This window comes from Chakrabartyella piscis (genome assembly GCA_030067835.1).
Taxonomy (GTDB): domain Bacteria; phylum Bacillota; class Clostridia; order Lachnospirales; family Anaerotignaceae; genus Chakrabartyella; species Chakrabartyella piscis.
The window spans coordinates 2,944,112-2,968,440 of record CP092441.1 but is presented as its reverse complement, the minus strand read 5'-3'; the positions used below and the strand labels follow the sequence as shown (position 1 = coordinate 2,968,440).

The following is a 24,329-nucleotide window of genomic DNA, read 5'->3' as shown; positions in this document are numbered from 1 at the left end:
ACTAGAAATAGTTCGCAGTCCTTATAGAGATTTAATCGGACAAAAATTCAATATGCTGACAGTTGTTTCTTTTTCTCACCATTCCAAAACAGGCTATCCATACTGGAATTGCCTATGTGATTGTGGAAATGAAAAGGCAATAGATGAACACAATCTGATTTCAGGAAAAACCAAAAGTTGTGGTTGTTTGAAGTCTTTGGTGGGTAAAAGTTTACGCACTAAAAAGTTAACGGTATACGATGGTGTGGAACTTGGAGCAGCCATAGCGCAAACCACAAAGAAAAGCAATACCAGTGGTTTCCGTGGTGTTTCGTGGGTAGAAAAATCTTAAAAATGGCGAGTGAATTTGAGCTTTCGTGGTGTTCGATATCATCTAGGATACTTTAAAGATTTCAATGAAGCAACCCAAGCACGATTAGATGGTGAAGAAATGGTACGAGAATTTGTGGAAAACTATTTAAATACCATGACGGAACAGTCCGATGATGAAAAAGTAGCAAAAATGAAACAAGCCTTTGAAGATAATATACGAGCAAAGGAAAAATCAGAGGTGGATTTCAAGCGTAATGTTTGCAAAAACAAAGGGTATGCCTTTATATCTCCGAAAACTATAGTGTTGGGTGGGATTCAAATAGAGGAACATTTATTGGTTAGTGGCGAAGTGCAAGGCGATATCAAATGTTCCAAATCGCTTATGATCAATGGGAAAATTGAGGGTAATGTCACTGCAGAAATTGTATACATTCCAAATGGAAAGGTGGTGGGAAGTGTTATGGCGAAAAATATTTTTTGTAGTAATATCCGTGAACAGGTTTTGGGTGAAGTGATTGGAAATATTGCACCATACATCCGAATAGAAAAATTTTAGAAAGGGTAACATACATAGTTTTATAGCACAACAAACAAATTTTAAGGAGGAAAATAATGAAAAAGATTATGAAAAAGTCAATACTTAAAATGGTATCGTATGTATTGACTTTAGCGATGGTTTGCACCATGATACCGACTGTTGCATTTGCAAATGATGCTCCAGTGGATACGTCTATCGTTGCTATGGATGATGATACTACTGTAGTTGATGATGATACTGTGGTAGACGATGACACCGTGGTTGACGACGATGCTGTAGTTGACGATACTACTGTAGTTGACGATGATACCGTAGTTGACGATGATACTGTGGTAGACGATGACACCGTGGTTGACGACGACACCGTGGTAGACGATGACACTGTGGTAGACGATGACACTGTGGTTGATGATGACACTGTGGTAGACGATGACACCGTAGTTAACGATGACACTGTGGTTGATGATGATACTACAGAATCAACAGCATTAGAGGAAATTCAAACTAATATCGATGCTTTGCCATCTGTGGAAACAATTAAAGATTTAGAACAAGCTGAACAAGGTGAATACTATTCAGCAGTTACAGATATTTATATTGCCATTGAAGAACTTGAAGCAGATGACGTGGATACTTCCGATTTGGATATGGATGCACTGGAAGCGTTGGCAAGTTATTTTAATAACCCAGATGCAGCTGCAACGGTGGCGAGTGATGATGCTGTCGAAACCTCTGGCACTTGTGGCGCAACTGCAAATGGCGAAGTCGTAAGTGCTACAAACCCAGCTCAAGACAATGTCAATTGGTCATTCTCTGAAGCAACTGGTGTCTTAACTATCAGCGGTAGTGGTGCTATGGCAGATTATACCGTGACAACCTCTGGTAAGGGTGGTTCACAAGATGCGTATTATTGTGTAACTGACACACCTTGGATTGACTATGCTGATAGCATTACAAGCATTGTCTTGGGCGAGGGCATTACATACATTGGTAAAGGTGCATTTAGCGCCCTAGAAAACCTTGAGAAATTCCCTTGGCAAGAAGATGGGTATGCAAATACGACATTAACCTCTATCGGTGATTTTGCCTTTACTGGTGCATATACCGTGACAGAAGCAACATTCCCTGCAAGCGTTACTTCCTATGGTATGTATGTGTTTGAGGGTTCTGGTGTAACAACCGTGGATTGGACAAACTATAATCAAGAGTCAACAACCAGCGATAAGCTTCTTGTCGAAGGCATTCAAGTGACAACTGGTTTGTTTGCCGAATGCCCTGATCTCACAGATATTGCTCCTTTGCCAGAAAAGATTACCGTGATGGATAGAGCTGCTTTTAGAAACACTGGTATCACTGCATTTGATTTTACAACAGATACTTCTAACGTATATGTGATTGAAGAATCTGCTTTTGCAGGGTGTAGTTCTTTAACGACATTAACTTTACCAACACACGAAAACACTATGTTTGGTACAAGTGTGTTTAGTTCAACAGGTGTAACAAGTGTGAGCATTCCTGCATATACCAATCCATTCCAAGTGGTTGGAAGTACAGAAGGCGGTTCAAGCTTATTCAAAAGTGCGACAAATTTGACAACTGTTGAAATCGCAGAGGGCATTACAAAAATTCCAAATACTGCATTCCAAGGCTGCCCCATTGAGTCCCTTACATTGCCTAGCACGTTGGAAATCATTGAAGCATACGCATTTTCTGGAGTTGCTGGAACAGGAACGATTACAATTCCAGCAGATTGTGAAGTGGAAGCCCATAATTTCATGACTATTACAAACGTAGAAAAAGTTGTGATAGAAGATGACGTTGTTCTTGGGACAATAGATGGCGTTTCAGGTGCGGACAGTTCATATAACATCTATTTCTTAACCGATTCAAGCGTTAATACTCTTGTAATCGGTGATAATGTAACAACGTATGGATATTTAGGTGGTGGCACTACTGCAATTCATACAGTGGTATTGGGTGATGATTTTACTCTTGAACACAGTGGTAAACTATTGGGTAGCTCAAATGGAAGCGTAACGATTTATGTTTCTGACAGTGCTAACGTACTAGATTCTTCTGCTTATACCGCAAATGATACTGCTTTTGCTATCACCAACGGAGGTACCTTCGCAGATGATACCACCTTCGAATCTGGCACTCTCGCTACTCCCGAAAAAGATGGGTACGCTTTTGTGGGTTGGTATGATAATGAATCCTTTACAGGCACAGCAGTAGAAACTGCAGCAGCAGGGTCAACTTACTATGCAAGTTGGAATGAGCTTGTAGAGCAAGCAGCACTTAGCATAACGAGTGCTGATACAATGGATTATAACGACACATTGAATTTAACTGTCGCTGGTGGTACAACTGAAGGTACTGTTACCTACGAAGTAACCGCTGGAACAGGAACTGCAACGATTGAGGGGGCAACACTTACAGCTACGGGTGTAGGTACTGTGATAATAACTGCAACTATGGCAGGTAACGAAACTTATGCAGGTGTTAGTGTGGATCAAACAATCACCATCGATAAAATTGACCAAACTGCAGTCACTTTCACAAACGAAAACAGTGCGGGTGTTGGTGAAACACTAAATATCACTACAACAAGTGATGAAAATGTTTCTAGCGATGTAGTTTACACCATTGATGGTACAGATTATGCAACACTATCGACAGATGTTTTGACAGGAGTTGCCGAAGGTATTGTGACCATCACAGCAACCAAAACAGATTCTAACTACAACGATGCAACCGCCTCCATGACCGTCTTTGTCATGGCAAGTGCTGCAGATGCAGTAACAACAGCAACAGTATCAGGTACTGCTACCATCACCAACGAAGGTGTATCTGGTGAATTCTTTGACATTGTTGTTGTAGACACCATTTCCGATACTGACAAAAATAGCTTCACCGTACCTAGTGGCTATACCGAGGGCGAAACTTTCTATTTGTACGCATTGGTTGATAATACTGTAGTTGAAGATGCAGACTTTAGTGGCGATATCACTGTTGCTATCGGCTATGATGTAGAGAGCGGAAAAACTTACCAAGTGTTACATCAAAAACAAAATGGCGATATCGAAACTCTCACTGCTACCGCAAATGTGAGTGATCAAACGCTATCGTTTTCAATCAGTGAGCTGAGCCCATTTATGGTGGTATCTAAAACAACAAGTTCAGGTAGCAGTAGCTCAGGTAGCAGTTCATCTTCTACTTACTACGATATCACAATAGGCCAATCTGGTTCTGGTACAATCTCACCAGATGGTGGTAGTGATAGCGAATATTCAATCAAAAAATATAGTAGCCAAACCTTTACATTCACGCCTGCAACTGGCTATCAAGTAAGTGATGTTTTGATTGATGGCATTAGCATGGGTGCAGTATCTAGTTATACTTTGAGCAGTGTAACTGGCGATCATACATTGTTTGTTGTATTTTCAGAAACAGATGCACATACAAACCCACAAACAGGAGTTGATGTGTTTGAAGATGTAAGCGAATCTGATTGGTTCTATAGTTCTGTTATGAATGCATATGAAAACAACTGGGTAAGTGGTACATCAGAAAACACTTATAGTCCTTACACAACAACAAGTCGTGCAATGCTTGTAACAATTTTGTATCGTATGGAAGATGCAGAAGCGGATCTGTCTAGCATATCATTTGCAGATGTATCTGTTGACGATTGGTTTGCAGAGGGCGTTGCGTGGGCAAAAGAAAATGGCATTGTTAGTGGTTATAGTGAAGAAATCTTCGCACCAAATGATCCTATTACTCGTGAGCAAATGGCGGCAATCCTTTATCGCTATGCAGAGTACAAAGGTCTTGATGTGACAGCGACTGCATCACTTGATGAATTCACAGATGGTGATACAACGAGCGAATATGCTGTTGCTGCAATGACATGGGCAGTAGCAAATGACATTTTTAATGGCAATGTAGATGGCTCATTAGCACCAACAAATGGATTGACAAGAGCAGAGCTTGCAGTGCTTCTTACAAGATTTGCAGCACTATAAAATATACTGCTTTACTACCGCAACAAACTAATTTGATACGAACTGGCGGCGGTGAGTTTTATGACTTACTGCCGCCTTTTATTTAACCCTGTTTCAGCGGCCCTCAGTGCCGTAGAAAGAACCTACATGAAAAAGCATAGAAAAATTATTTTCCTATCCATTGCAATTATTTTAGTCCTTATGATAACTGTTGAATCTTGTAATGCACTTAACAAAACAGATGAAATACCAACTGAAACATCAAGTTCAAGCGAAGTGAATGGCGATGCACAAGATGAAAACTCAGATATAGATACCGAAACCACCGATACAGAAAACGAAGCTGCTACTGCGTTAGCGACAGCAAAGGAACAAAACGCAGACACAGTTGCATGGCTCTGCGTCACAGGAACAGATATTGATAACGCTGTCATGCAAACAACCAATAATAGCGACTATTTAACACTAGATGAGAATGGAAATTATAGCGTGTGGGGATCATATTTTGCTGATTACTATGCCAATCTAACCTCTCCAGACAGTCTAATCCAAAATACAGTTATTTATGGTCATGCAGAAAATCCAGAAAACCCAGATGGCGAAAAATTCTCTCAGCTGTTCCGTTACACAGAACTAGACTTCATGCAAGAAAATCCTTACATCTATCTTACAGTAGATGATGAAATATTGGTGTTTGAAATTTTTGCAGTATTTTATACAGATATTGATTTTTACTATATCAATCCATATCCCAACAACGATGATTTTGACACTTTTATAGATACTGTGCAAGCCAAAAACGAGTATATTTTTTCTGATATAGAGGTTACAGATCAGGATAAACTACTCACCCTCTCCACCTGCTCTCATAAATATGACTATGAAAACACAAGGAATCAACGTTTGGTGGTCATGGGTAAATTGGTGGACTCGTCCACTGCTTCTGATTCTAACATTTTAGCAAATCCCTCCCCTGAGCGCCCATAGCCTCAAAATAGAATAAATCCAAGATAGCTATACAGCATCACTAAATGTGGTGCTGTTTTTTTGTGCGAAATTACTGAAAATAAAAAATGTTTGAAAAAGTGACTTGAAAAATGGCTTAGAAGTGAGGAAGTAAGTGAAGGGGTAAAAAATCTCTTTTGCAGTTCTTTGTTAAGCGCTGTATTGTTCTTTGAAAATTGAATATCCGATAACCTAAATACCTTAGTTGATGGTCCCGAAAGGAAAAGCAACTTCATCAAATGCGCCAAGACTCACCTGTAGATGCAAAGCAGAAATAACAATCACCATTTTATCTTGTTCTATTATCTGCGAATATCTATCAAAGAAAAATGTAAGGTGACGAGCGTAACCCATTTGGATGAAAAGCAAGTGATCGCCACTTGCCTTGCCATAACCCCATCAACCTATAATGATACTTCTGTCCAGTCACAGTCCGAGTGGTAACCAATCCATCGCAGGCAATGAGGGCAGTCGGTGGAGATCCCAGCGAGGGTGAAAGTCCCATGATGTGGTACAGCGAACCACAGTTTAGGTAATCGCCGTATGCACTTCGGAAGTAGTGTCGAATAAAGTGCAAACAAAATTCTTAATGTTAGAAGCCATGAGGATTACTGCCTCAAAACAGTAGTCCTTATGTTTGTGATATTAAGACAAAACAAAAAATAAAGGAGGTGTTCTCGTGGAAGAAAAAGTGATTACTCGTGGAGAGATTTACTATGCCAACCTCGGAAAAGGTGTTGGCTCGGAGCAATCTGGTGTCAGACCAGTTTTAATCCTACAAAACAATATTGGCAACCGATACAGCCCCACTGTTATCGTAGCACCAATCACTACAAGACCAAAGAAAGTGATGCCCACTCATGTGATGGTGTCGCCCATACGAAATCTTGAAGCATATTCCAGTGTGCTACTGGAACAAATCCGTACCATTGATCGTGAGCGACTGCAAGAATATCTCTGCACCGTTCCCCAATATAAGCTGAAACAAATCAACGCAGCACTGGAAATCAGTGTTGGCTTAAACCCAAACTTTTTGTAAGGAGGAACTGTTATGACACTAGAAAATCAAGTTCAAACTATCATCCCTAATGATTTTTACTTAATGATGCAGATGCTCAAATCTCTGCTAAATGCAGACAAAATCACTCGTGAAGTGGCTGATTTGACAGCTTTTAGCCTTGCGAAACAATGTCAATTAGAACCCATCTATCTTTGGTAGTATTGGGTATAGCTTTTGAACTCTCATTGTGGTAGTGTTGTTGCTTGAAAGGAGGATGAACTAATATGGCTGATAAGAGTATAAACGGAACAAGTGCATTAAGACAAAAAGAGATTTTTCAAATCGATGCAACCATCAAACAGGAAACATTAAAACTGCGAGTCGCTGGATATGCTCGTGTCAGCAGTGATTCTAAGGATCAACTAAATTCCTTTGCAGTACAAGTGAGATACTACACAAACCTAATCGAAGAAAACCCAAGTTGGGAAATGGTCGACATTTATGCCGATGAGGGCATCTCTGGTGTATCAACAGAAAAACGAGATGACTTCAATCGCATGATAAACGATTGTCGAGATGGCAAGATTGATCGTATCGTCACCAAATCAACAAGCAGATTTTCAAGAAATACATTGGATAGCATCGCTACTGTCAGAGAGCTAAAAGCAATCGGTGTTTCGGTATATTTTGAAAAAGAAGGTATTGATACAGCAAAACTAAGTGGTGAAAATCTACTAACCCTCTACTCACTCTTCGCTCAAGAAGAATCAGTGAGCATCTCAAAAAATGTAAAAAAAGGTATTCGCATGAGAATGCAAAAAGGCACATTTATGCCAAGCAGCGCTCCATTCGGATATCGCATGGTCAATAAGCAATTTGAAATTTACGAACCAGAAGCAGAACTCATTCGTAGGATTTTTGCTGAATACTTAATGGGCAATGGATTTTTAGAGATTTGCAAAACACTCAATGCTGAAGGCATACCAAGTCGCACAGGAAAAACAATTTGGAAAAAGGAAGCGATATCTTCCATCATTCGTAATGAACGATATGTTGGTGATTTACTTTTGCAGAAAACATTCAGCCAAGATGTCATTCCATATAAGAGTCAAGTAAATAAGGGAGAACTTCCTCAATACTACGTCAGAGATAACCATGAGTCGATTGTCAGCCGAATTCAGTTTGAGCTTGCGAACATTTTATTAAACCAACGAGTAGCGGCTGTAAATTTAGAATATGGTGAATATCCATTGGGTAGAAAGATCACCTGTGGGGAATGTGGTTGTCACTTCCGAAGAAAAGTTACCAATCATAAAGCTTACTGGGTTTGCAGATTACATGATACAGATAAAACCAACTGTTCTGCAGAACGGATCCGTGAAGAAAAAATCACCCTTGCCTTTATCCATATGTACAATAAGCTAAGAAAAAATCATCATCAAATCCTAGAGCCTATCGTTGCTACACTTTACAAGGTGCAAGAGCAACAGCAACGTGAAAATCTAGAGTTACAAAACATCAACAAAAGAATAGCGACACTTACAGAGCAGAATCATGCTATGTCTGGACTACTATCCAGAGGCATACTTGATTCTGCTCTTTTTATATCCAAAACGGATGAACTGAAAAAAGAGCTAAAAGATGCAAAAGACTTGAAAATGCGACTTCTAGGAAAGTTGCGTAAGGACACCACTCTAGAGGAAACTGAAAATTTAATTGAAGCCTTAGATGAATTACCAGAAAGCATTACCGAAATGAATACAGACGTGTTGAATGAGATCGTAGAAAAGATATTAGCGAAAGATAATCAAACCATCGCATTCCGCTTAAAAAACGGACTCATTCTGACAGAAAGGATGTGACAGTATGGCACAGAACAGGAAAATACCCTATGGGTATCATTTCGTGGGTGGAGAGATCTCAATCAATGCAGAAGAAAAAATCATTGTACAGCAGATTTATCAAATGTACGCAGGTGGATTATCATACCTCAGTATTGCAACTGAGCTGACAAACCAAAACATACGATATATGCCATCGAAACCTGAATGGAATAAAAATATGATTGCAAGGATGCTCCAAAATGAAAACTACCTTGGCAATGAAAAATATCCTTGCATTATATCTGAAACCCAATTTAGACTGGCACAAGCTTCCATGAAAACCTATACACCAACCGAGTCTAGTGACATTAAAAAGCTGAAAAACAAATTGGTCTGTGATGTATGTGGACAACACTTAAAACGAAGAATCAAAGCCAGTGGTAATGAACGATGGTATTGTCCACACAACCCAAGTCACATATCACTGAATGTAACAGATGACAGCATCTTAAAAGATATAAGTGCTTTACAAAAACAACTGAGCCATAACCCAATGGAGCAATCTAGTGGAAACAATACGTTATCGATAGAAACCCTTCGCCTGCAAAACGAAGTAGATACACTCTTAATGCAAACCGAACTGCAAGTAGAGAAAATCAAGCAGACCATCATGGAGCTTGCAGCCCTGCAATATAGCTTGTGTGCCACTGAATATGCCGCTGAAGATGAAAAGATACAAGCACTTGGGCGAAGTCAAAAAGACATTGATATTGAGCTATTAGATGAACTGATTAGCGATGTAAGAATCAGCAAAAACCAAGCTACCAAAGCCGTACTTAAAAGTGGAAGAATTTTTAGAAAAGGAGAAAATCATGAGTAGACCAGAACGTGAAGTTATCGTAATACCTAGCAAAGGTATGCATGGTGACACACAGAAAAAATATAGACAGCTTCGAGTGGCTTCGTATAGCCGTGTGTCCACTGACATGGAAGAACAGCTCACCAGTTTTTATACACAGAAATCCTACTACACCGAACTGATTATGAAAACCCCAGAATGGACACTGGCTGGTACTTATGCCGATGAGGGCATCTCTGGTGCCTCTGCTGAAAAAAGACCAGATTTTATGAAGATGATAAGGCATTGTAAAAAAGGAAAAATCGACCTCATCATTACAAAGTCTATCAGCCGATTTGCAAGAAATACCTTGGACAGCATCGGTTATGTGCGAAAGCTGAAAGCGATGGGTGTGGGTGTCCTGTTCGAGAAAGAAAACATCAATACCCTAGAAGAAAACAGCGAAGTAATCCTCACCATCCTCGCATCCCTTGCCCAAGAAGAATTAAACTCACTAAGTATGAACGTAAAGATGGGCAAACGCATGGCAATGCAAGAAGGTAAAGTCAGCTATCAATACAGCAAATTTTACGCATATCGAAAAGGTGCAGATGGTCAGCCAGAAATCATACCAGAAGAAGCTGTTATCATACGAAGAATTTACGAGAGCTATTTATCTGGCGATACAACTCGAACCATAGCCGCTGCACTCAATGCAGATGGGATACCGTATCGAAAAAGTAAGGAGTGGAAAGAAACAGTTATTCGCTCACTACTGGCAAACGAAAAATACTGTGGCGATGTGATTCTGCAAAAGACCTATATCACTGATCCTATCAGCAAAAAGTCTAAAGTGAACAATGGCGAGTTACCCAAGATTTATATAAAAAACAACCACGATGCTATCATAGATAGAGCCGTGTTCGATAGAGTGCAAGCCGAAAGGACTAGACGAGGTAGCAAACGTAAAGTTTCCAAAACAACCATTACGGAAAGTGGAAAATATAGTAGTCTGTATGCACTCTCTGAAATTCTAGTCTGTGGCCACTGTGGAACACCCTATCGCAGAGTTGTATGGACCAAGCGAAGTGGTAAAAAGCAACCAGTTTGGAGATGCATCAATCGAATCGATTATGGTACAAAATATTGTAGTGACTCAGTTAGTGTGGATGAAGAAAGCTTGCATAAGGCTATCATGGGTGCAATTCTATCCTCGTACAACACCGACAAAGTAGTGCTATTCGCACTAACAAAGAATCTGCGAGATGCCATGCGAAAGCAAGCTGATAGCACAGTGGACATAGAAAAACTAGAACAACAGGTTAAAGATCTAGTCAATCAAATCATGGAAATGGTCACGGAAAATCAAACTTGCCAAAATCAATATGAATATGCACAGGCCGAAAAACAGATGCAATCCCTATCAGCTGAAGCAAGGCGAATTCAAAATATCATTGATGAATATAAGGCAAACAACGATACTGAAGAAACCATAGAAACAAAACTACTTGAAGTGAAAAGTTACTTAGAAAGCCAACCACAGGACATTCTAGAGTACAACGACAGCTTAGTCCGCCAGACGATTGACACAATTCAAGTGATTGATGCCAATCACATTATCATTCACTTCAAAAATGGAAAAGTACATGAGCAATTATTGGAACTTAAAGTAAGAAGATTGAAAGCACAATAAAAACAATATAACAATCAAACCCTAGCAGAGCTGAAATTCGGCTCTGCTTATTTTATTGACAGAAAGAAGGTAAAATAATGGAAATGCAAATTTTTGAAAACAGTCAATTTGGCAGCGTAAGAACTTTGGTTGACGAAGATGGTCGTGTGCTATTTTGTGGGAATGACGTAGCTGTAGCGTTGGGCTATAGAAACCCTAGTCGAGATATCAATCGCCACTGCAAGAAGATGGTCGAGAGATGCACTACCGATTCGGTAGGTCGTCAGCAAAAGATGCTGTTTATTCCTGAATCCGACATCTATCGTATGGTTATGAGATCTAATTTGCCATCAGCCGAAACATTTGAAGAATGGGTAGTCGAAGTGGTGCTTCCCACCATTAGAAAAACAGGTTCGTACATCACTCCACAAAAATTAGACGAGTTACTTGCTGATCCAACCAGTGCTGAACAGTTATTTTTGGAACTACGACAAATCAATGAAAAGCTAGATGATATGACTCCTAAAGCTGAATACTTCAACGCAATTGTGGACACCAACCTATACACCAATATGCGCATTACAGCAAAGGAACTTCATATCCCGGAAAAGCTATTTATTTTTCTGTTGGAAGAAATGAAACTGGCGTATCGCTCACCACAAAAGGTCTTGCTGCCAAGCGCCTACATGATGAACAATGGATATGCCACTTTGAAAGAGTATACTCGAAATGGTCATGGCGGTGTATATATGCTGTTCACTCCAAAAGGTCGATTGTATCTGATGAAACGCATCAACAAACGACTGGCAATTACAAGAACAAGTGAGCCGCCAAGTCCAGATGGCTAAGCGGCGAAACTATAAAGCCTGTGTGCCAGTTTTCTTCCCCAAGGGAACGTGAGCCACCCAGTAGTTAAAAAGCCATGTTACACGATTTGTGGCAAGTTGTGAAACGGAAAATCACTTACCATACAAGATGAAACTGTTGCAAAATACAGGCTATGTGATATACTGTTTTATAATAACGAAACAATGGCGTGTGAGTTCAAATCCACCTTAATTTTTGCAATGACATCTATTCTGCGTGGATGGGAAAAAAGATGACAAATCCAATTGGGTTTGTTATTTTTTTTACGTGGAATTGTTCAGAAATGGAAAAGATGCAAATCTTTGTTCTAAGTATAGAAGGAATGCATCACATTTGGAGTATATGTGGGTATCAATGGAGAATATATGAATTTAGATGAATATTTCGCAAAACAAGAAAAGAAAGATACATATATGGTGGAAAGCCAGTATTGTGTAGGCTGTGGCAGATGTAAAATGTCCTGTCCAGAAAATGCCATTAAAAAAATCAATGGAATTTCCTTCATCCAACAGGATGTTTGTATGGGATGTGGTAGATGTATAGAAGTCTGTCCCCATGGAGCCATTGTAAAGACTAAGGCCTAAAGGTGAATGGTGAAGGACTGATACTGCTATAAAGCGAAATACAACACACGTTTCTACAAAATCTGAATTGGTCACAAAGCTCGGTGCTGTCTAATTCTCTTTTTTCAAGAAATAAAAAAAGAGCTGTTAAGTGGAGGATGGTCCTCGCATTTAACAGCTCTTAATGTTTGAGTATTTTTTTATGATTTTGTGGTAGCTTCGGGATTTTTGGCATAAAAAACCACTGTATTGGTTCAAATACAGTGGTTGCACGCAAAAAACCAATATGACATCCATGAAATCGATGCCTGTTTGAACAGCCTTTTTGAGGTAAAAATCCAAAAAAAAGTCATCGGCTTTTATACCAATGACTTCTTTTTTGCATGCTTTATTTTATGTGAGTGACAGGATTCGAACCCACGGCCTTCTGGTCCGTAGCCAGACGCTCTATCCAACTGAGCTACACTCACACATAAAATAGGCACAAACAATAGTATAGTGGAATGTGCCATATTTGTCAATAGAAAATTGCGAATTTATTCAAAATAATTGTTTTATGAGTCCGATGCATCTTTTTTACGGAAATAAGGGAAATGCTCTGCCATCTTTTTGGTTCTATGATAACTACGCACCACGATTTTCTTAGGCAATTTTGTGATACGTATGGCAGCTTTGGCACCCATCACCAGTGGCAATGCAGGAGCCACAATATGCACAACATCTTCGGTATTCTCCAAAACATGGGTATAAACTTCTGCAACATTGGAGCAAAAGGCTTCAGCAGAAAGATTCTTCATTGCCTCCATACCACGTTTGGAAAAGTCACTTTGTTTCTTGGCATCAGAAAGCAAAGAATATAACATAGAAGAAAGTTCCATTTCATCTTCAAACAAAAGACCTGTTTCTTCATGTTGGATGATGGTTTCGATACAAGGATCTTTTTGAGCCACAACAGGAACACCAGCTGCCATTGCTTCTGCAAAGGTCAAACCTTGTGTTTCAGAAGTGGATGCACTGCAAAATACATCACCCAATTGATAATACTTGCCAATTTCATCCCATGGTTTGGCACCTGTGAAAATAACATGCTCTGCAATACCCAAGGTGTTTGCCAATGCTTCTAAATTTTCACGTTCAGGACCATCACCAACAACCACCATTTTGGCAGTGGGCAATTGTTCCAAAAGCTTTGGCATACTTTCCATCACCACATCAATGGACTTTTCCTTTGCAACACGTCCCAAAGAAAGGACAACTGGTGTATCTGCTTCCAAACCATAAGATTGACGCAATGCCAAAATTTCTTCTGGTGCGTAGTTTTCTCTTTGGAAACGTTTTGTGTTGATGCCTGTAGGGATGATGCTGATGGGTTTGTCTACACCATAACTGAGGAGCAAATCCTCTGTTTTTTGTGTGGGTGTGATGATGGCTGTGGTGGCGTTACAGAAAAGTTTGCTGTAATCACGAGACATTTCTTGTGTGAATAAATAACCACCACCAATGTAATGTACATAGTCTTCATACATGGTGTGGTAGGTGTGTACCAAAGGGATTCCTTGTGTTGTGGCAACAAATTTACCCAAAAAGCCCAAAGAAAATTCTGTTTGTGTATGGATGATATCCAACTGCAAATCTTTGATTTTACGCAAAAGATGTGGCGGACACAGCAATGCAGTTCTGAAATTTTTGGCAAATAAAAATGGCATACTGGGTACACGAAAAATATATTCTGACTCATCTTCAGAAGAATTTGGGTCCCAAGGTGTGAAAATATATACACGATGACCTTGTGCTTCCAATCCTTGTGCTAAGGTGCGAATGGAAGTGCCAACGCCATTGATTTGTGGAAAATATGTGTCTGAAAAAATACCGATTCTCATAAAATGAACCTCCTAACAGAATGATGCTCCAAACAATAGATTGCAATACCATCCAAAAAATACTTATTCAGGAATTTTAATACAAATCTCACAATTTTACAATAGAGATTTCTTTATATTTTTATGAAGAGTTTATTAAGATTATGAAATCTGTGCTACAAGATGTAGGGATATTGGGCTTTTTGTCGCAAAATAGCAGGTTTTGTGATATGATGTAAGAAAAATAAATGATAATCCGAGGTGGATATGAGAAGTAAATTGAACAAAGCACAATTAGAAGCAGTTCGTCACAAAGAAGGGTCAATGATGGTATTGGCAGGACCAGGCAGTGGAAAAACCACTGTTATTTTGTGTCGCTTGCAAAAAATGTTGCGTGAAATGGATTTGTCTGGTGGTCAAGTTTTGGTGGTCACATTTACAAAAGCTGCTGCTGTGCAAATGAAAACACGTTTTGGTGACAGAGGCCAAGGTAAGGTTTGGTTTTCTACATTTCATAGTCTGTTCTTTCGTATTTTGCGTGAAACCTATGGATATGGAGTGGATCGTGTGTTGCAAGGTGAAGATGGTCGTAAATTTATCACCCAAACCATTTTGGAAAACAATTGGGCAAATAACGATGTGGATGATATGGTAAATCTGTTCTTTACACAGCTGACCTATATGAAAAATGAAATGATACCCTTGGAGGATTTTGAACCCAATGATATGAAGGATGATATCTTCCAAAAGCTATACAAAGCCTATGAAGCCTATAAAGCACGTCAAGATAAGATGGATTTTGATGATATGTTGGTGGAATGCCATCAGTTGCTCCAAGAGGACAAAGAAACCTTGGCACGCTGGCAAAAGAAATTCCCTTATATTATGGTGGATGAATTCCAAGACATCAATCGTGTACAATACGAATGTATTTCCCTATTGGCAGGTAAAGAAAAAAACATCTTTGTTGTAGGGGATGATGACCAGAGTATCTACAGCTTTCGTGGTGCAAGTCCAGAATTTTTGATGCGTTTTGAAAAGGAATTCACACCTTGTGCAAAGGTAACCTTGGATGTGAATTATCGTTCTTCGGATCGTATCATTTCTGTATCCCAAAAGGCGATTACAAACAATTTGGAACGGTTTCCAAAGGATATTTCTGGCATTGCTGGTGAAGGTGAAAAGGTGACTTTCTTTCTTGCAGAAGATCGCAACATAGAAGCCCAAAGAATTGGTGAAAAGATTGTACATCTTTTGGATGCAGAAGTGCCACCACATGAAATCGCAATCATATATCGCACCAATATGCAAGGGTGTGCATTTGCAAGGGAGCTGTATCGTAGACAGATTCCCTATTTTATTCGTGATGTAGGCAGCAATGTATATGACCATTGGATTGCAAGGGATTTGTTGGCATATTTGTTGTTGGCAGAAAATCCAGATTCTGATAGTCATTTGCGTCAAATCCTCAACAAACCAAAGCGATACATTGGAAAAGATTTGTTGGAAGAAGCACAGTCTATGCCATATGCTATGTTGCGTAGTTTGTTTGTGTGTCCATCTTTGAAAAAATGGCAATCAGAAGCATTGGAAGGGTTGCAACAGGATTTGGCACAAATAGAAAAACGAGATGTGTATGAAGCAATTCGCTACATTCGTAGAGTGGTGGGTTATGATGAATATTTGGAAGAATATGCAACTTATCGCAAAACCAGTGGTCAGGTGTTTATGGAAATTGCAGATGAATTGATGGAGTTGGCAAAGGGTGAAGTGAGTGTGGCATCTTTCCGTCAAACATTGGAAGAAATGAGTCAACAAATGAAGGAACAAAGTAGAAAAAGTGAAGATGCATACAACAAATGTGTGGTGCTGACCACCATGCATGGAGCAAAAGGATTGGAGTTTCAGGCAGTGTTTGTACCATCTCTTGTGGAGGGGATTGTGCCCCATGAAAAGGGCATTGCAAACCATATGGAAGAAGAACGTAGACTCTTTTATGTTGCTATGACACGTGCAAAGGAAAAGCTTTGTTTGTCTACCATACGCTCCAAATTTGACAAGAAAAAAGAACCCTCCAGATTTTTAGGTGAAATTGGTGTCATCATCAAAGATACCCAAAAATAGGAAACGTTCTAATCATAATATTCCTGTTTACAATACTATTGCTACACCATACTTGTCACAGAATATTGTAGGGGCGGACCTGTGTGTCCGCCCGTTTGTCCTAATTTCTAAAAAAGGATTATTACAACAAAAAAGCCCGTATGAATTGGTACTTGGAATCAAAGGTGCCTGTCAAAAGTACCTTATCCATTTCCAAACCATATTCTTTGGTCAATTTGGTGAACAAACGGTCACTTTCCATAAAACCACCCTTTGTGAAGCAGAAACAAGCTGCAAAGGAATTCTTTGGAATTGTGGTGAAACCTGTTTCTTCCAAAGCACGAATTTTACGCCCATTGTCCACAGAAAGTTGTTGTTTCAAATAAGAAAGCTCAAAATCCAAATGCAAAAATCCCTGAGAAGCATAGTAGATGGCAGTGATGAAATCCACCAAATCTTCGTTTGTGGCAAAGGACAATGTGTTTGCAGTGGGTCTTGTAAAATCACCAACGGTACACACAAACCAAGGTGTTTCACCAGCCATAAAGGAAATGGAAAATCGCTTTTTGTCCAAATAATCGCTGTTGTTGATGGCAAATACCAAGGTGTTTGTGGTGATGGTTTTGGTGATGGGGATTTTTCTTTTTTTCAATATGGGCAATAAATCTTTGGATGCGCCAATGAGGCAAACACCATCTGTATGAAATCCTAACATAAATAAGCTCCTTTTTGCTGTTTGCTGTTTACTGGCGACCACAGGTCGCCCCTACACAAATGCTTTCGTAGGGTTTTCATGCCTTTTGAAAGACATATATTAAATGTAGGGGTCGGCGTCCCCGACGACCCGTATGATTATTGTAATATAGAACCCAAAAAAAGAAAAGGGATTTTTTTCAGAAAAAAGGGTATTATAAGGAAAAAGATTGACGTTTATTGGTAAAAAAGATATAATGAAGATTAGCATTTATTGCGATTTGGCAAGGTCGCATGCAAATAGAAACAGCAAGAATACGGAGGGGTATTACCATGTTGGAACTAAAGGACATCTGCTATCAAGTGGATGGAAAAGAGATTTTAAAAAATGTAAATTTGAAAATAGATGACAATATGTTCGTGGTGTTGACAGGACCCAATGGTGGTGGTAAATCCACTTTGGCAAAGATCATTGCAGGCATTGAAACACCAACCAGTGGCCAAATTGTTTTGGATGGTGTGGATATCACAAATTGGAGTGTTACAGAACGTGCCAATGGTGGCATTAGTTTTGCATTCCAACAACCAGTGAGATTCAAAGGCATTACCGTCAAAGATTTGATTGCACTTGCTAGTGGTGAAAATTTGAGCACAGCAGCAGCTTGTGGCTACTTGGCAGAAGTGGGTCTTTGTGCAAAGGACTACATTGATCGTGAAGTCAACGATAGCTTGTCTGGTGGGGAATTGAAACGTATTGAAATTGCAACGGTTATGGCTAGAAAAACCAAACTCACTTTGTTTGATGAACCAGAAGCGGGCATTGACCTTTGGAGCTTCAAAAATTTGATTGATGTATTTGAAAAATTACACGAAGAAATCAAAGGTTCCATCTTCATCATTTCCCATCAAGAACGTATCCTCAACATTGCAGACCAAGTGGTGGTCATCAGTGGTGGCAAAGTGACACAAGTTGGCACAAAGGATCAAGTTTTGCCAATGCTCTTTGGTGTGGAAACTGGTTGTAAATTTTTTAAGGAGGCATAACCCATGTTAAACGATATTGTAAAAAACTTGCTTTCTGAAGTTTCTGGAATTGACAACGTTCCTTTGAATGGTGCTTTTAATATTCGTAGCAATGGTGCAAGTGCTGGCAGAAATTCCACAGAAACCATCCAAATTGTATCCAAACCAGATGGTACAGGCATTGATATCATTGTCAAAGCAGGTACAAAAGATGAAAATGTACACATTCCAGCTTTGATTTCTGGTGACAATATGCATGATTTGGTGTACAACGATTTTTATATTGGCGAAGATGCAGATATCACCATTGTAGCAGGTTGTGGCATTCACAACTGTGGTGGTGGCGTTTCCCAACATGATGGCATTCATCGTTTCTTTGTAGGTAAAAATGCAAAGGTGAAATACTTAGAAAAACACATTGGTGAAGGGGATGGTATGGGTGAAAATATCATCAATCCACAAACCCACATTTTCGCAGAAGAAAATAGCTATTTGGAAATGGATACCATTCAAATGAAGGGCATCGATTCCACAAAACGTGTTTCCACAGCAAAATTGGCAGAAGGTGCAACCATTGTCATCAAAGAAAAAATTATGACTCATGGCAAACAATTTGCAGAAACTTCTTTTGATGTGGTGATGGAAGGTGAAAATTCCAGTGCAAAGCTGATTTCCAGATCTGTTGCAAGGGATGCATCCAAACAAGTATTCAAATCCAAAATCTTTGGCAATAATGCTTGTTATGGACATTCTGAATGCGATGCCATCATCATGGATTCTGGCGTAGTCATTGCAGAACCAAACATTGTGGCAAATCATGTGGAAGCATCTTTGATTCACGAAGCGGCAATTGGTAAAATCGCAGGGGATCAATTGATGAAACTGATGACTCTTGGCTTGACTGAAAAAGAAGCAGAAGCACAAATTATAGGTGGTTTCTTGAAATAAAAATTGGAAATCAATTGGCATTTCTACGAAATATACTGTAGGGTTGGGTCTTGACCCAACCGAAAAGCTCCAAAGGAGATGAGATATTGAAATCAGAAACAAAAAAAGAAATCATCAGCTGGATCAAAACATTGGTTTTGGCTGTGGCTGTGGCTTGGTTTGTCAATCATGTGTTGATTGTCAATGCACAAGTGCCAACAGGCTCCATGGAAACCACCATTATGCCAGGCGATCGCATCATAGCACTGAGAACCTCCTATTGGTTTGATGAGCCTGAATTTGGCGATGTGGTCATATTCCCATTTCCAGACGATCCAACAGGTGACACCTTGTATGTAAAGCGTGTCATTGGTGTTGGTGGCGATGTGGTAGAGGGAAAAGATGGAAAAGTCTATGTCAATGACGTTGCTTTAGAGGAACCATATATTGGAGAGTGTATCATTGGAAATTTTGGACCTTATTCTGTTCCAGAAGGCACATATTTCATGATGGGTGACAATCGCAATTCTTCATTGGATGCACGTTATTGGGAAAATAAATTTGTATCAGAAGATGAAGTTTTGGGTAAAGTGGTTTGCAAATATTACAAAGGCTTTGGTATGATTGAGTAATGTTATAAACTGAACTATACCGATGATTGTAGGGGATGGGTTTCCCATCCCGTTTTGACATAATAAATAATATAAAACATAAGACTAACTATTAAAAGTCAAGTCTAAAATGAAAGTTTTTGAATGAATTACAGAAATGTATTTCAGATAGATATTGAACATTGAAAACTGCATGACAAATAGAGCATCTCTACAGGTGCTCAAATTAGGAGATATTTGATAAAACGAATCAGGTCACTTTATGTATGCCTCTCGTGTTTTTTCTAGTTGATAAATTACTCTTACAAGCTTTTTGGCAGCATGGGAAATGGCAACATAATAATGCTTTCCTTCAGCACGTTTTTTAGCTAGGTATGCATTAAATGTTGGATCCCAATGACAAACATAGATTGTGGCATTAAATAATGCGTATCGCAGGTAGCGAGAACCACGTTTTTCCATTTTAGAATGGGAAGATTCTAGCTGACCAGACTGATAAGTGGACGGCGATAACCCAGCATAAGCTAAAATCTTATCTGGAGAATCAAACCTAGAAAAATCGCCAATCTCTGCAAGAATCATTGCACCCATGCGATAACTGATTCCAGGTATGGTTAGGATTGGAGATTGCATTTCATCTACAATAGCTTTGATTTCAACTTCTATTTCAGCAATTTCAGAATCTAACACTTTGATGAGTTGAATGGTATGTTTCAATTCTAATGATTTAGCTGGCATATGGGAACCAATAGAAGTTCTAGCTGCATTACGGAATAGGATAGCTGTATTTTTATCATAGCGACCGTTAGAAGCTATTTCAAGAAGATGAGTCAACCTAGTCAAATGTGTATCGGCAATGGCTTTGGCACTTGGAAATTCAACCAACAAAGCATAAACGGATGCGATATGAAGTGTTGGCACCAATTTTTCCAATTCAGGAAATAGAATCGTTACAAGCCTAGAAATGGAAGTTTTTAATTTTGCCCGTTCTTTTACTTTATCAAAACGATAACGAGTGAGTGACTTTAGTTCTTCGTTGTGGTATGATGTATCTGAGTAGGACTTCAAGTTCACATCAGACATGAGCATAGTAGCAATCGTATGGGCATCAACTTTATCCGTTTTCGTCTTTCTAAGGCTTAGACTTTTTCTGTAAAGATTTGTATGTAACGGGTTGATAGTATAGGTGGTTAGACCTTTATCAAGCAGATACCCCAAGATGTTATAACTGTAGTGTCCAGTGGCTTCAAGTCCTACTTTTACTTTGGTTAAATCATCGGAAAGAGATTCTACTCTTTGATAAAGTTCATCAAATCCATCTCGGTTGTTTGTGACGGTAAATGCTTTTGCAAGTATTTCCCCATCAGAGTTGGTCATAAAACAATCGTGCTTATCTTTAGCAACATCAATTCCTACGTAAATCATAAATAAATCTCCTATTTTAAAAGTATTTTTGCGAGCAGAACTAATAATGTTCTGCGAGATGATACTGTTTGGAACCACTGGTACTCTCTGCGATTGTAACCTCGTTCTAAATAAACCGTCATGCGGTATCTAACTAATTAACAAATAAACAAAGAGACTGTGGTTGGAGCCTTACTTAAACCATCAAGTGGTAGGAGGAATTCACCAATCCACAGTATCTAAATCAGCATAGCTTATACCTAAGAAAAGGTAAAGAAAAAGCTATGACTATATAATACGAGGAGGAATGAAATATGGCAGTAGGAAAAGATATGACAATTGGAGAATTGTTGATGACAGACAGAAGCGTAGGCATGGTGTTGATGCAAAATGGTATGCATTGCGTAGGTTGTCCTTCAGCAGCAGGCGAAACATTGGAAGAAGCAGCATTGGTACATGGTATGGATGTTGAAAAATTGATGGCGGACATCAACGATTTCTTGGATAAAAAATAAGAGACAAACAAAAATCAAAAGGAAGGTTCTTCTACGGAAAAGCCTTCCTTATTTTTATGGTGAAAATAAAGAAATGCAATTATAATATGCAATACCACTCAATTCAAATATGCTGCAATTGTAGGGTCGATTCATGAATCGACCATAATACCACCAAAGGCAAATATAAAATAATAAAGGGATGTTAGGCTTATAATCTGTAGTATCGTTTGTTTTGTAGGGGTGACGTTTTGTCACCCGTTGGAATGTTTGTGAATTAATATTAGGTAGGAATTTATTCACGTTTTAAAGCATTCAGATCTTACTTTTTGACACCAAAAAGTAACAAAAAGTGCCACTACTTCCGAAGCGTGGAGCACGGTTCAAGGGGGCTGCGACCCCTCGAAACTCCTTTGCAAGGTGAAATAGAGATGGCTATTGCTATAATTTATGGCTTGAGCGTACTTCCTTCATGGATAGAGACGCTTATTGAAATTCCTACAAATAGCAATCTTTAGGATTCCGCTTTGCGAGCAAAGGTTGAGTGGAAATCAAAATTCATTTGTTAAATTATTTAATTCTAATAGCGGGATGTCGAGGACGCCATCCCCTACAAAACCCACAATAACGCTTTTAGAACCAGTAATCAAGAGGTGAGGGGCTTGTCACTCACGGTCTAATCGTAGGATTTACACCACCACACTTTTTACTTTCGGGGGTATTTTTAAGGACTCACCGCCAAAGAAGTGGCGGTCACCGCAGGTGATTTTGCTTGCAAAATGATGACCCGTCGAGTTAGACCCCTTTAAATCGGGGCTCCACGCCTTCGAAAAGAGTGGCAGCTTTTGTTACTTTTCACTGTTGAAAAGTAAGGTCTGAAACTCTTTAAACCTCAAATCACTTCCACTCCTAGAATTACCACTCCTCTTTTCCTATCTTGTTTTTTTAACAGGAGGATAATATCCTCCCCTACATTACACTACACATTATATAAATAACCTTACAGGAACAAACCAATGGCACAATACACCAACAACAACGCCATAATGGTATTTGTGATTTTGGCATATTGCGAAAACAATGCTCTGAAAATGGAACCGAAAATTGCCCATAGCAATGTGCAAACAAATCCCATAAACGCAAGCAACAACGCAAATCCCAACAATACAATTGGGTTGTGGTTGTAATAGGGTAATATGTAGGCTTGCATGGATACAAAGCAATAGATGTAAATTTTAGGGTTTACAAATTGCAAAAACATCCCTGACAAAAAGCCACTTCTGGAGTTGTTTTCTTGGATGCCGCCATTGCTTTTCCAAGTTTTGTATGCCAAATGCAACATATAAGCAGCACCAATCAATAACATAGCTGTTTGGATTTTGGGTATGATCGAGGAAAGTAAGCTACTCAAAGTGGTACAAACAATCATAACCATAGAAAAACCAAACCAAATCCCTAAGTTAAAGGGGAATGATTTCTTGAAACCCAAACGGCTTGCATTGGACATGGACATAATGTTGTTAGGACCAGGTGTCACTGCTGTAATCGCTGCATAAGTTAAAAAATGTAACCAACTAAACATTGTAATATTTCCTCCTAAAAAATACCAGTTCTATTGTATCAAAAAAGGTCACAGCAAGCCATGACCCCAATTGTTTATTCTTCTTCCAATTCTTTTTTTGGTTTGATGGGCAATCCATTATGCAATTGGTGCAATTCATTGCCTTCTACATACATTTCATTGATTTTATAAAGCAACGTCATCAAACTGTCTGTCAAATGTACATTTTCCACCAAGATATCATCTGGCACTTGCAAGTCCACATGACTGAAGTTCCACATACCTTTGACACCCCATTTTGCCAAGTCATTTGCAACTTTGACTGCTTGGGAACGTGGCAATGTTAAGATTGCCACATCCACATGATGTGCCTTCACATATTCTTCTAATTGGTCAATATCATGAACTGCAACACCACGAATGGTCATACCAATCAAACGAGGATTGATGTCAAATACTGCTTGGATGACAAAACCTCTTTTTTCAAAGCTGGTGTAATTGACCAAAGCTTGACCAATGTTACCACCACCTACAACAATCATATTATACATTCTATCCAAACCAAGAATTTTCTTGATTTCGTTATGCAAATACTCTACATTATAGCCATACCCTTGTTGACCAAAGCCACCAAAGTTATTCAAATCTTGTCTGATTTGAGATGCAGTGATGTTCATTTTTGCACTCAATTCTTTTGAAGAAATTCTTGTGATATCACTTTCCAACAAATCACCCAAATATCGATAATATCTTGGCAAGCGATTGATTACCGCTGATGAAATTTTCTTTTCACTATCCATAGTCCCAAATCCTCTCTCAATGTACGCAATTGCACATCCCCCACATACAATTACGCTGGCGTCAAATTACAAAACCACACAAATCAATGGTTTATGTACTTTTGTAATTTCAGATGCGAAACTCTTTTTTCGTTTTTTTGAAACGACTCTTTCCACCGCAAACAACCGTCACACTCTGCAACGGTATAAAAAAACTATATTCCTCACATATATTTATTTTAGTATATCATGG

The 24,329-nt window shown here is 39.1% G+C and carries 21 protein-coding genes and 1 tRNA gene; 16 read left to right on the top strand and 6 right to left on the bottom strand.

The genetic code is table 11. The annotated features are described in order from the left end of the window. Positions 1-52 precede the first annotated feature (52 nt). The 11 genes from MJY40_RS13545 to MJY40_RS13495 all read left to right on the top strand — a co-directional run bounded on the left by MJY40_RS13545 (position 53) and on the right by MJY40_RS13495 (position 12,643). Positions 53-331 (top strand): hypothetical protein, encoded by a 279-nt coding sequence (locus MJY40_RS13545; RefSeq protein ID WP_317854727.1) that lies wholly within the window; start codon positions 53-55, stop codon positions 329-331. Between the two features lie 15 nt (positions 332-346). Next, positions 347-868 (top strand): bactofilin family protein, encoded by a 522-nt coding sequence (locus MJY40_RS13540; protein ID WP_317854726.1) that lies wholly within the window; start codon positions 347-349, stop codon positions 866-868. Between the two features lie 56 nt (positions 869-924). Further along, a complete protein-coding gene (locus tag MJY40_RS13535) occupies positions 925-4,875 on the top strand; it encodes a leucine-rich repeat protein (RefSeq protein ID WP_317854725.1) in 3,951 nt (1,316 codons plus the stop codon). Positions 4,876-4,935: 60 nt separating this feature from the next. Then, positions 4,936-5,841 carry a class B sortase gene (locus MJY40_RS13530; RefSeq protein ID WP_317854724.1) on the top strand — a complete coding sequence of 302 codons (906 nt, stop codon included), beginning with the start codon at positions 4,936-4,938 and terminating at the stop codon, positions 5,839-5,841. A 697-nt stretch (positions 5,842-6,538) separates the two neighbouring features. Beyond that, on the top strand, positions 6,539-6,898 hold the full coding sequence (locus MJY40_RS13525; protein WP_317854723.1) for a type II toxin-antitoxin system PemK/MazF family toxin: 360 nt from the start codon (positions 6,539-6,541) through the stop codon (positions 6,896-6,898). 12 nt (positions 6,899-6,910) lie between these two features. Beyond that, complete coding sequence (locus tag MJY40_RS13520; RefSeq protein WP_317854722.1) at positions 6,911-7,078, top strand: hypothetical protein; 168 nt, start codon at positions 6,911-6,913, stop codon at positions 7,076-7,078. A 65-nt stretch (positions 7,079-7,143) separates the two neighbouring features. After that, on the top strand, positions 7,144-8,721 hold the full coding sequence (locus MJY40_RS13515; RefSeq protein ID WP_317854721.1) for a recombinase family protein: 1,578 nt from the start codon (positions 7,144-7,146) through the stop codon (positions 8,719-8,721). A 43-nt stretch (positions 8,722-8,764) separates the two neighbouring features. Continuing rightward, a complete protein-coding gene (locus MJY40_RS13510; RefSeq protein WP_317854720.1) occupies positions 8,765-9,562 on the top strand; it encodes a recombinase family protein in 798 nt (265 codons plus the stop codon). Beyond that, on the top strand, positions 9,555-11,213 hold the full coding sequence (locus MJY40_RS13505) for a recombinase family protein (RefSeq protein WP_317854719.1): 1,659 nt from the start codon (positions 9,555-9,557) through the stop codon (positions 11,211-11,213). Before MJY40_RS13510 ends, MJY40_RS13505 begins: the two co-directional genes overlap by 8 nt. A gap of 77 nt (positions 11,214-11,290) precedes the next feature. Beyond that, a complete protein-coding gene (locus tag MJY40_RS13500) occupies positions 11,291-12,040 on the top strand; it encodes a BRO family protein (protein WP_317854718.1) in 750 nt (249 codons plus the stop codon). 384 nt (positions 12,041-12,424) lie between these two features. Continuing rightward, on the top strand, positions 12,425-12,643 hold the full coding sequence (locus tag MJY40_RS13495; RefSeq protein ID WP_317854717.1) for a DUF362 domain-containing protein: 219 nt from the start codon (positions 12,425-12,427) through the stop codon (positions 12,641-12,643). Positions 12,644-13,018: 375 nt separating this feature from the next. Here MJY40_RS13495 and MJY40_RS13490 read toward each other — a convergent pair. Both MJY40_RS13490 and MJY40_RS13485 read right to left on the bottom strand, forming a co-directional pair. Continuing rightward, a tRNA-Arg gene (locus MJY40_RS13490) sits at positions 13,019-13,092 on the bottom strand. A gap of 84 nt (positions 13,093-13,176) precedes the next feature. After that, positions 13,177-14,502 carry a glycosyltransferase family 4 protein gene (locus MJY40_RS13485; protein WP_317854716.1) on the bottom strand — a complete coding sequence of 442 codons (1,326 nt, stop codon included), beginning with the start codon at positions 14,500-14,502 and terminating at the stop codon, positions 13,177-13,179. Between the two features lie 246 nt (positions 14,503-14,748). On the opposite strand from MJY40_RS13485, the gene MJY40_RS13480 reads away from it, so the two are divergent. Further along, positions 14,749-16,605: an ATP-dependent helicase gene (locus MJY40_RS13480; protein WP_317854715.1), complete on the top strand. Its 1,857-nt coding sequence runs from the start codon at positions 14,749-14,751 to the stop codon at positions 16,603-16,605. Between the two features lie 121 nt (positions 16,606-16,726). On the opposite strand, the gene MJY40_RS13475 is transcribed toward MJY40_RS13480, so the two are convergent. Next, positions 16,727-17,299 (bottom strand): hypothetical protein, encoded by a 573-nt coding sequence (locus tag MJY40_RS13475; RefSeq protein WP_317854714.1) that lies wholly within the window; start codon positions 17,297-17,299, stop codon positions 16,727-16,729. Between the two features lie 311 nt (positions 17,300-17,610). On the opposite strand from MJY40_RS13475, the gene MJY40_RS13470 reads away from it, so the two are divergent. From MJY40_RS13470 to lepB, 3 genes are all read left to right on the top strand, one after another. Beyond that, complete coding sequence (locus MJY40_RS13470; protein WP_317854713.1) at positions 17,611-18,321, top strand: ABC transporter ATP-binding protein; 711 nt, start codon at positions 17,611-17,613, stop codon at positions 18,319-18,321. 3 nt (positions 18,322-18,324) lie between these two features. Beyond that, positions 18,325-19,248, top strand: coding sequence for a SufB/SufD family protein (locus tag MJY40_RS13465; RefSeq protein WP_317854712.1), 924 nt, complete (start codon positions 18,325-18,327; stop codon positions 19,246-19,248). Positions 19,249-19,334: 86 nt separating this feature from the next. Continuing rightward, positions 19,335-19,859 carry a signal peptidase I gene (lepB, locus tag MJY40_RS13460; protein ID WP_317854711.1) on the top strand — a complete coding sequence of 175 codons (525 nt, stop codon included), beginning with the start codon at positions 19,335-19,337 and terminating at the stop codon, positions 19,857-19,859. A 234-nt stretch (positions 19,860-20,093) separates the two neighbouring features. On the opposite strand, the gene MJY40_RS13455 is transcribed toward lepB, so the two are convergent. Further along, positions 20,094-21,263, bottom strand: coding sequence for an IS110 family RNA-guided transposase (locus MJY40_RS13455; protein WP_317854710.1), 1,170 nt, complete (start codon positions 21,261-21,263; stop codon positions 20,094-20,096). A gap of 293 nt (positions 21,264-21,556) precedes the next feature. Between MJY40_RS13455 and MJY40_RS13450 the strand changes: the two genes are divergently transcribed. Next, positions 21,557-21,757, top strand: a complete 201-nt coding sequence (locus MJY40_RS13450; protein WP_317854709.1) for a DUF1858 domain-containing protein — start codon at positions 21,557-21,559, stop codon at positions 21,755-21,757. A gap of 979 nt (positions 21,758-22,736) precedes the next feature. Here MJY40_RS13450 and MJY40_RS13445 read toward each other — a convergent pair. Continuing rightward, the gene (locus MJY40_RS13445) at positions 22,737-23,318 is read right to left on the bottom strand and encodes a LysE family transporter (protein WP_317854708.1); all 582 of its coding nucleotides are present in this window, start codon (positions 23,316-23,318) and stop codon (positions 22,737-22,739) included. 74 nt (positions 23,319-23,392) lie between these two features. Then, positions 23,393-24,097, bottom strand: coding sequence for a redox-sensing transcriptional repressor Rex (locus MJY40_RS13440; RefSeq protein ID WP_317854707.1), 705 nt, complete (start codon positions 24,095-24,097; stop codon positions 23,393-23,395). Between the last annotated feature and the right edge of the window lie 232 nt (positions 24,098-24,329).

Bases quoted from the DNA above. Each gene is read 5' to 3' on its own strand.
- MJY40_RS13450 (WP_317854709.1), top strand. From the start codon at position 21,557: ATGGCAGTAGGAAAAGATATGACAATTGGAGAATTGTTGATGACAGAC.
- MJY40_RS13475 (WP_317854714.1), bottom strand. From the start codon at position 17,299: ATGTTAGGATTTCATACAGATGGTGTTTGCCTCATTGGCGCATCCAAA.
- MJY40_RS13530 (WP_317854724.1), top strand. From the start codon at position 4,936: ATGACTTACTGCCGCCTTTTATTTAACCCTGTTTCAGCGGCCCTCAGT.
- MJY40_RS13535 (WP_317854725.1), top strand. From the start codon at position 925: ATGAAAAAGATTATGAAAAAGTCAATACTTAAAATGGTATCGTATGTA.
- MJY40_RS13465 (WP_317854712.1), top strand. From the start codon at position 18,325: ATGTTAAACGATATTGTAAAAAACTTGCTTTCTGAAGTTTCTGGAATT.
- MJY40_RS13440 (WP_317854707.1), bottom strand. From the start codon at position 24,097: ATGGATAGTGAAAAGAAAATTTCATCAGCGGTAATCAATCGCTTGCCA.
- MJY40_RS13445 (WP_317854708.1), bottom strand. From the start codon at position 23,318: ATGTTTAGTTGGTTACATTTTTTAACTTATGCAGCGATTACAGCAGTG.
- MJY40_RS13500 (WP_317854718.1), top strand. From the start codon at position 11,291: ATGGAAATGCAAATTTTTGAAAACAGTCAATTTGGCAGCGTAAGAACT.
- MJY40_RS13470 (WP_317854713.1), top strand. From the start codon at position 17,611: ATGTTGGAACTAAAGGACATCTGCTATCAAGTGGATGGAAAAGAGATT.
- MJY40_RS13505 (WP_317854719.1), top strand. From the start codon at position 9,555: ATGAGTAGACCAGAACGTGAAGTTATCGTAATACCTAGCAAAGGTATG.
- MJY40_RS13485 (WP_317854716.1), bottom strand. From the start codon at position 14,502: ATGAGAATCGGTATTTTTTCAGACACATATTTTCCACAAATCAATGGC.
- MJY40_RS13480 (WP_317854715.1), top strand. From the start codon at position 14,749: ATGAGAAGTAAATTGAACAAAGCACAATTAGAAGCAGTTCGTCACAAA.
- MJY40_RS13520 (WP_317854722.1), top strand. From the start codon at position 6,911: ATGACACTAGAAAATCAAGTTCAAACTATCATCCCTAATGATTTTTAC.
- MJY40_RS13455 (WP_317854710.1), bottom strand. From the start codon at position 21,263: ATGATTTACGTAGGAATTGATGTTGCTAAAGATAAGCACGATTGTTTT.
- MJY40_RS13495 (WP_317854717.1), top strand. From the start codon at position 12,425: ATGAATTTAGATGAATATTTCGCAAAACAAGAAAAGAAAGATACATAT.
- MJY40_RS13545 (WP_317854727.1), top strand. From the start codon at position 53: ATGCTGACAGTTGTTTCTTTTTCTCACCATTCCAAAACAGGCTATCCA.
- MJY40_RS13515 (WP_317854721.1), top strand. From the start codon at position 7,144: ATGGCTGATAAGAGTATAAACGGAACAAGTGCATTAAGACAAAAAGAG.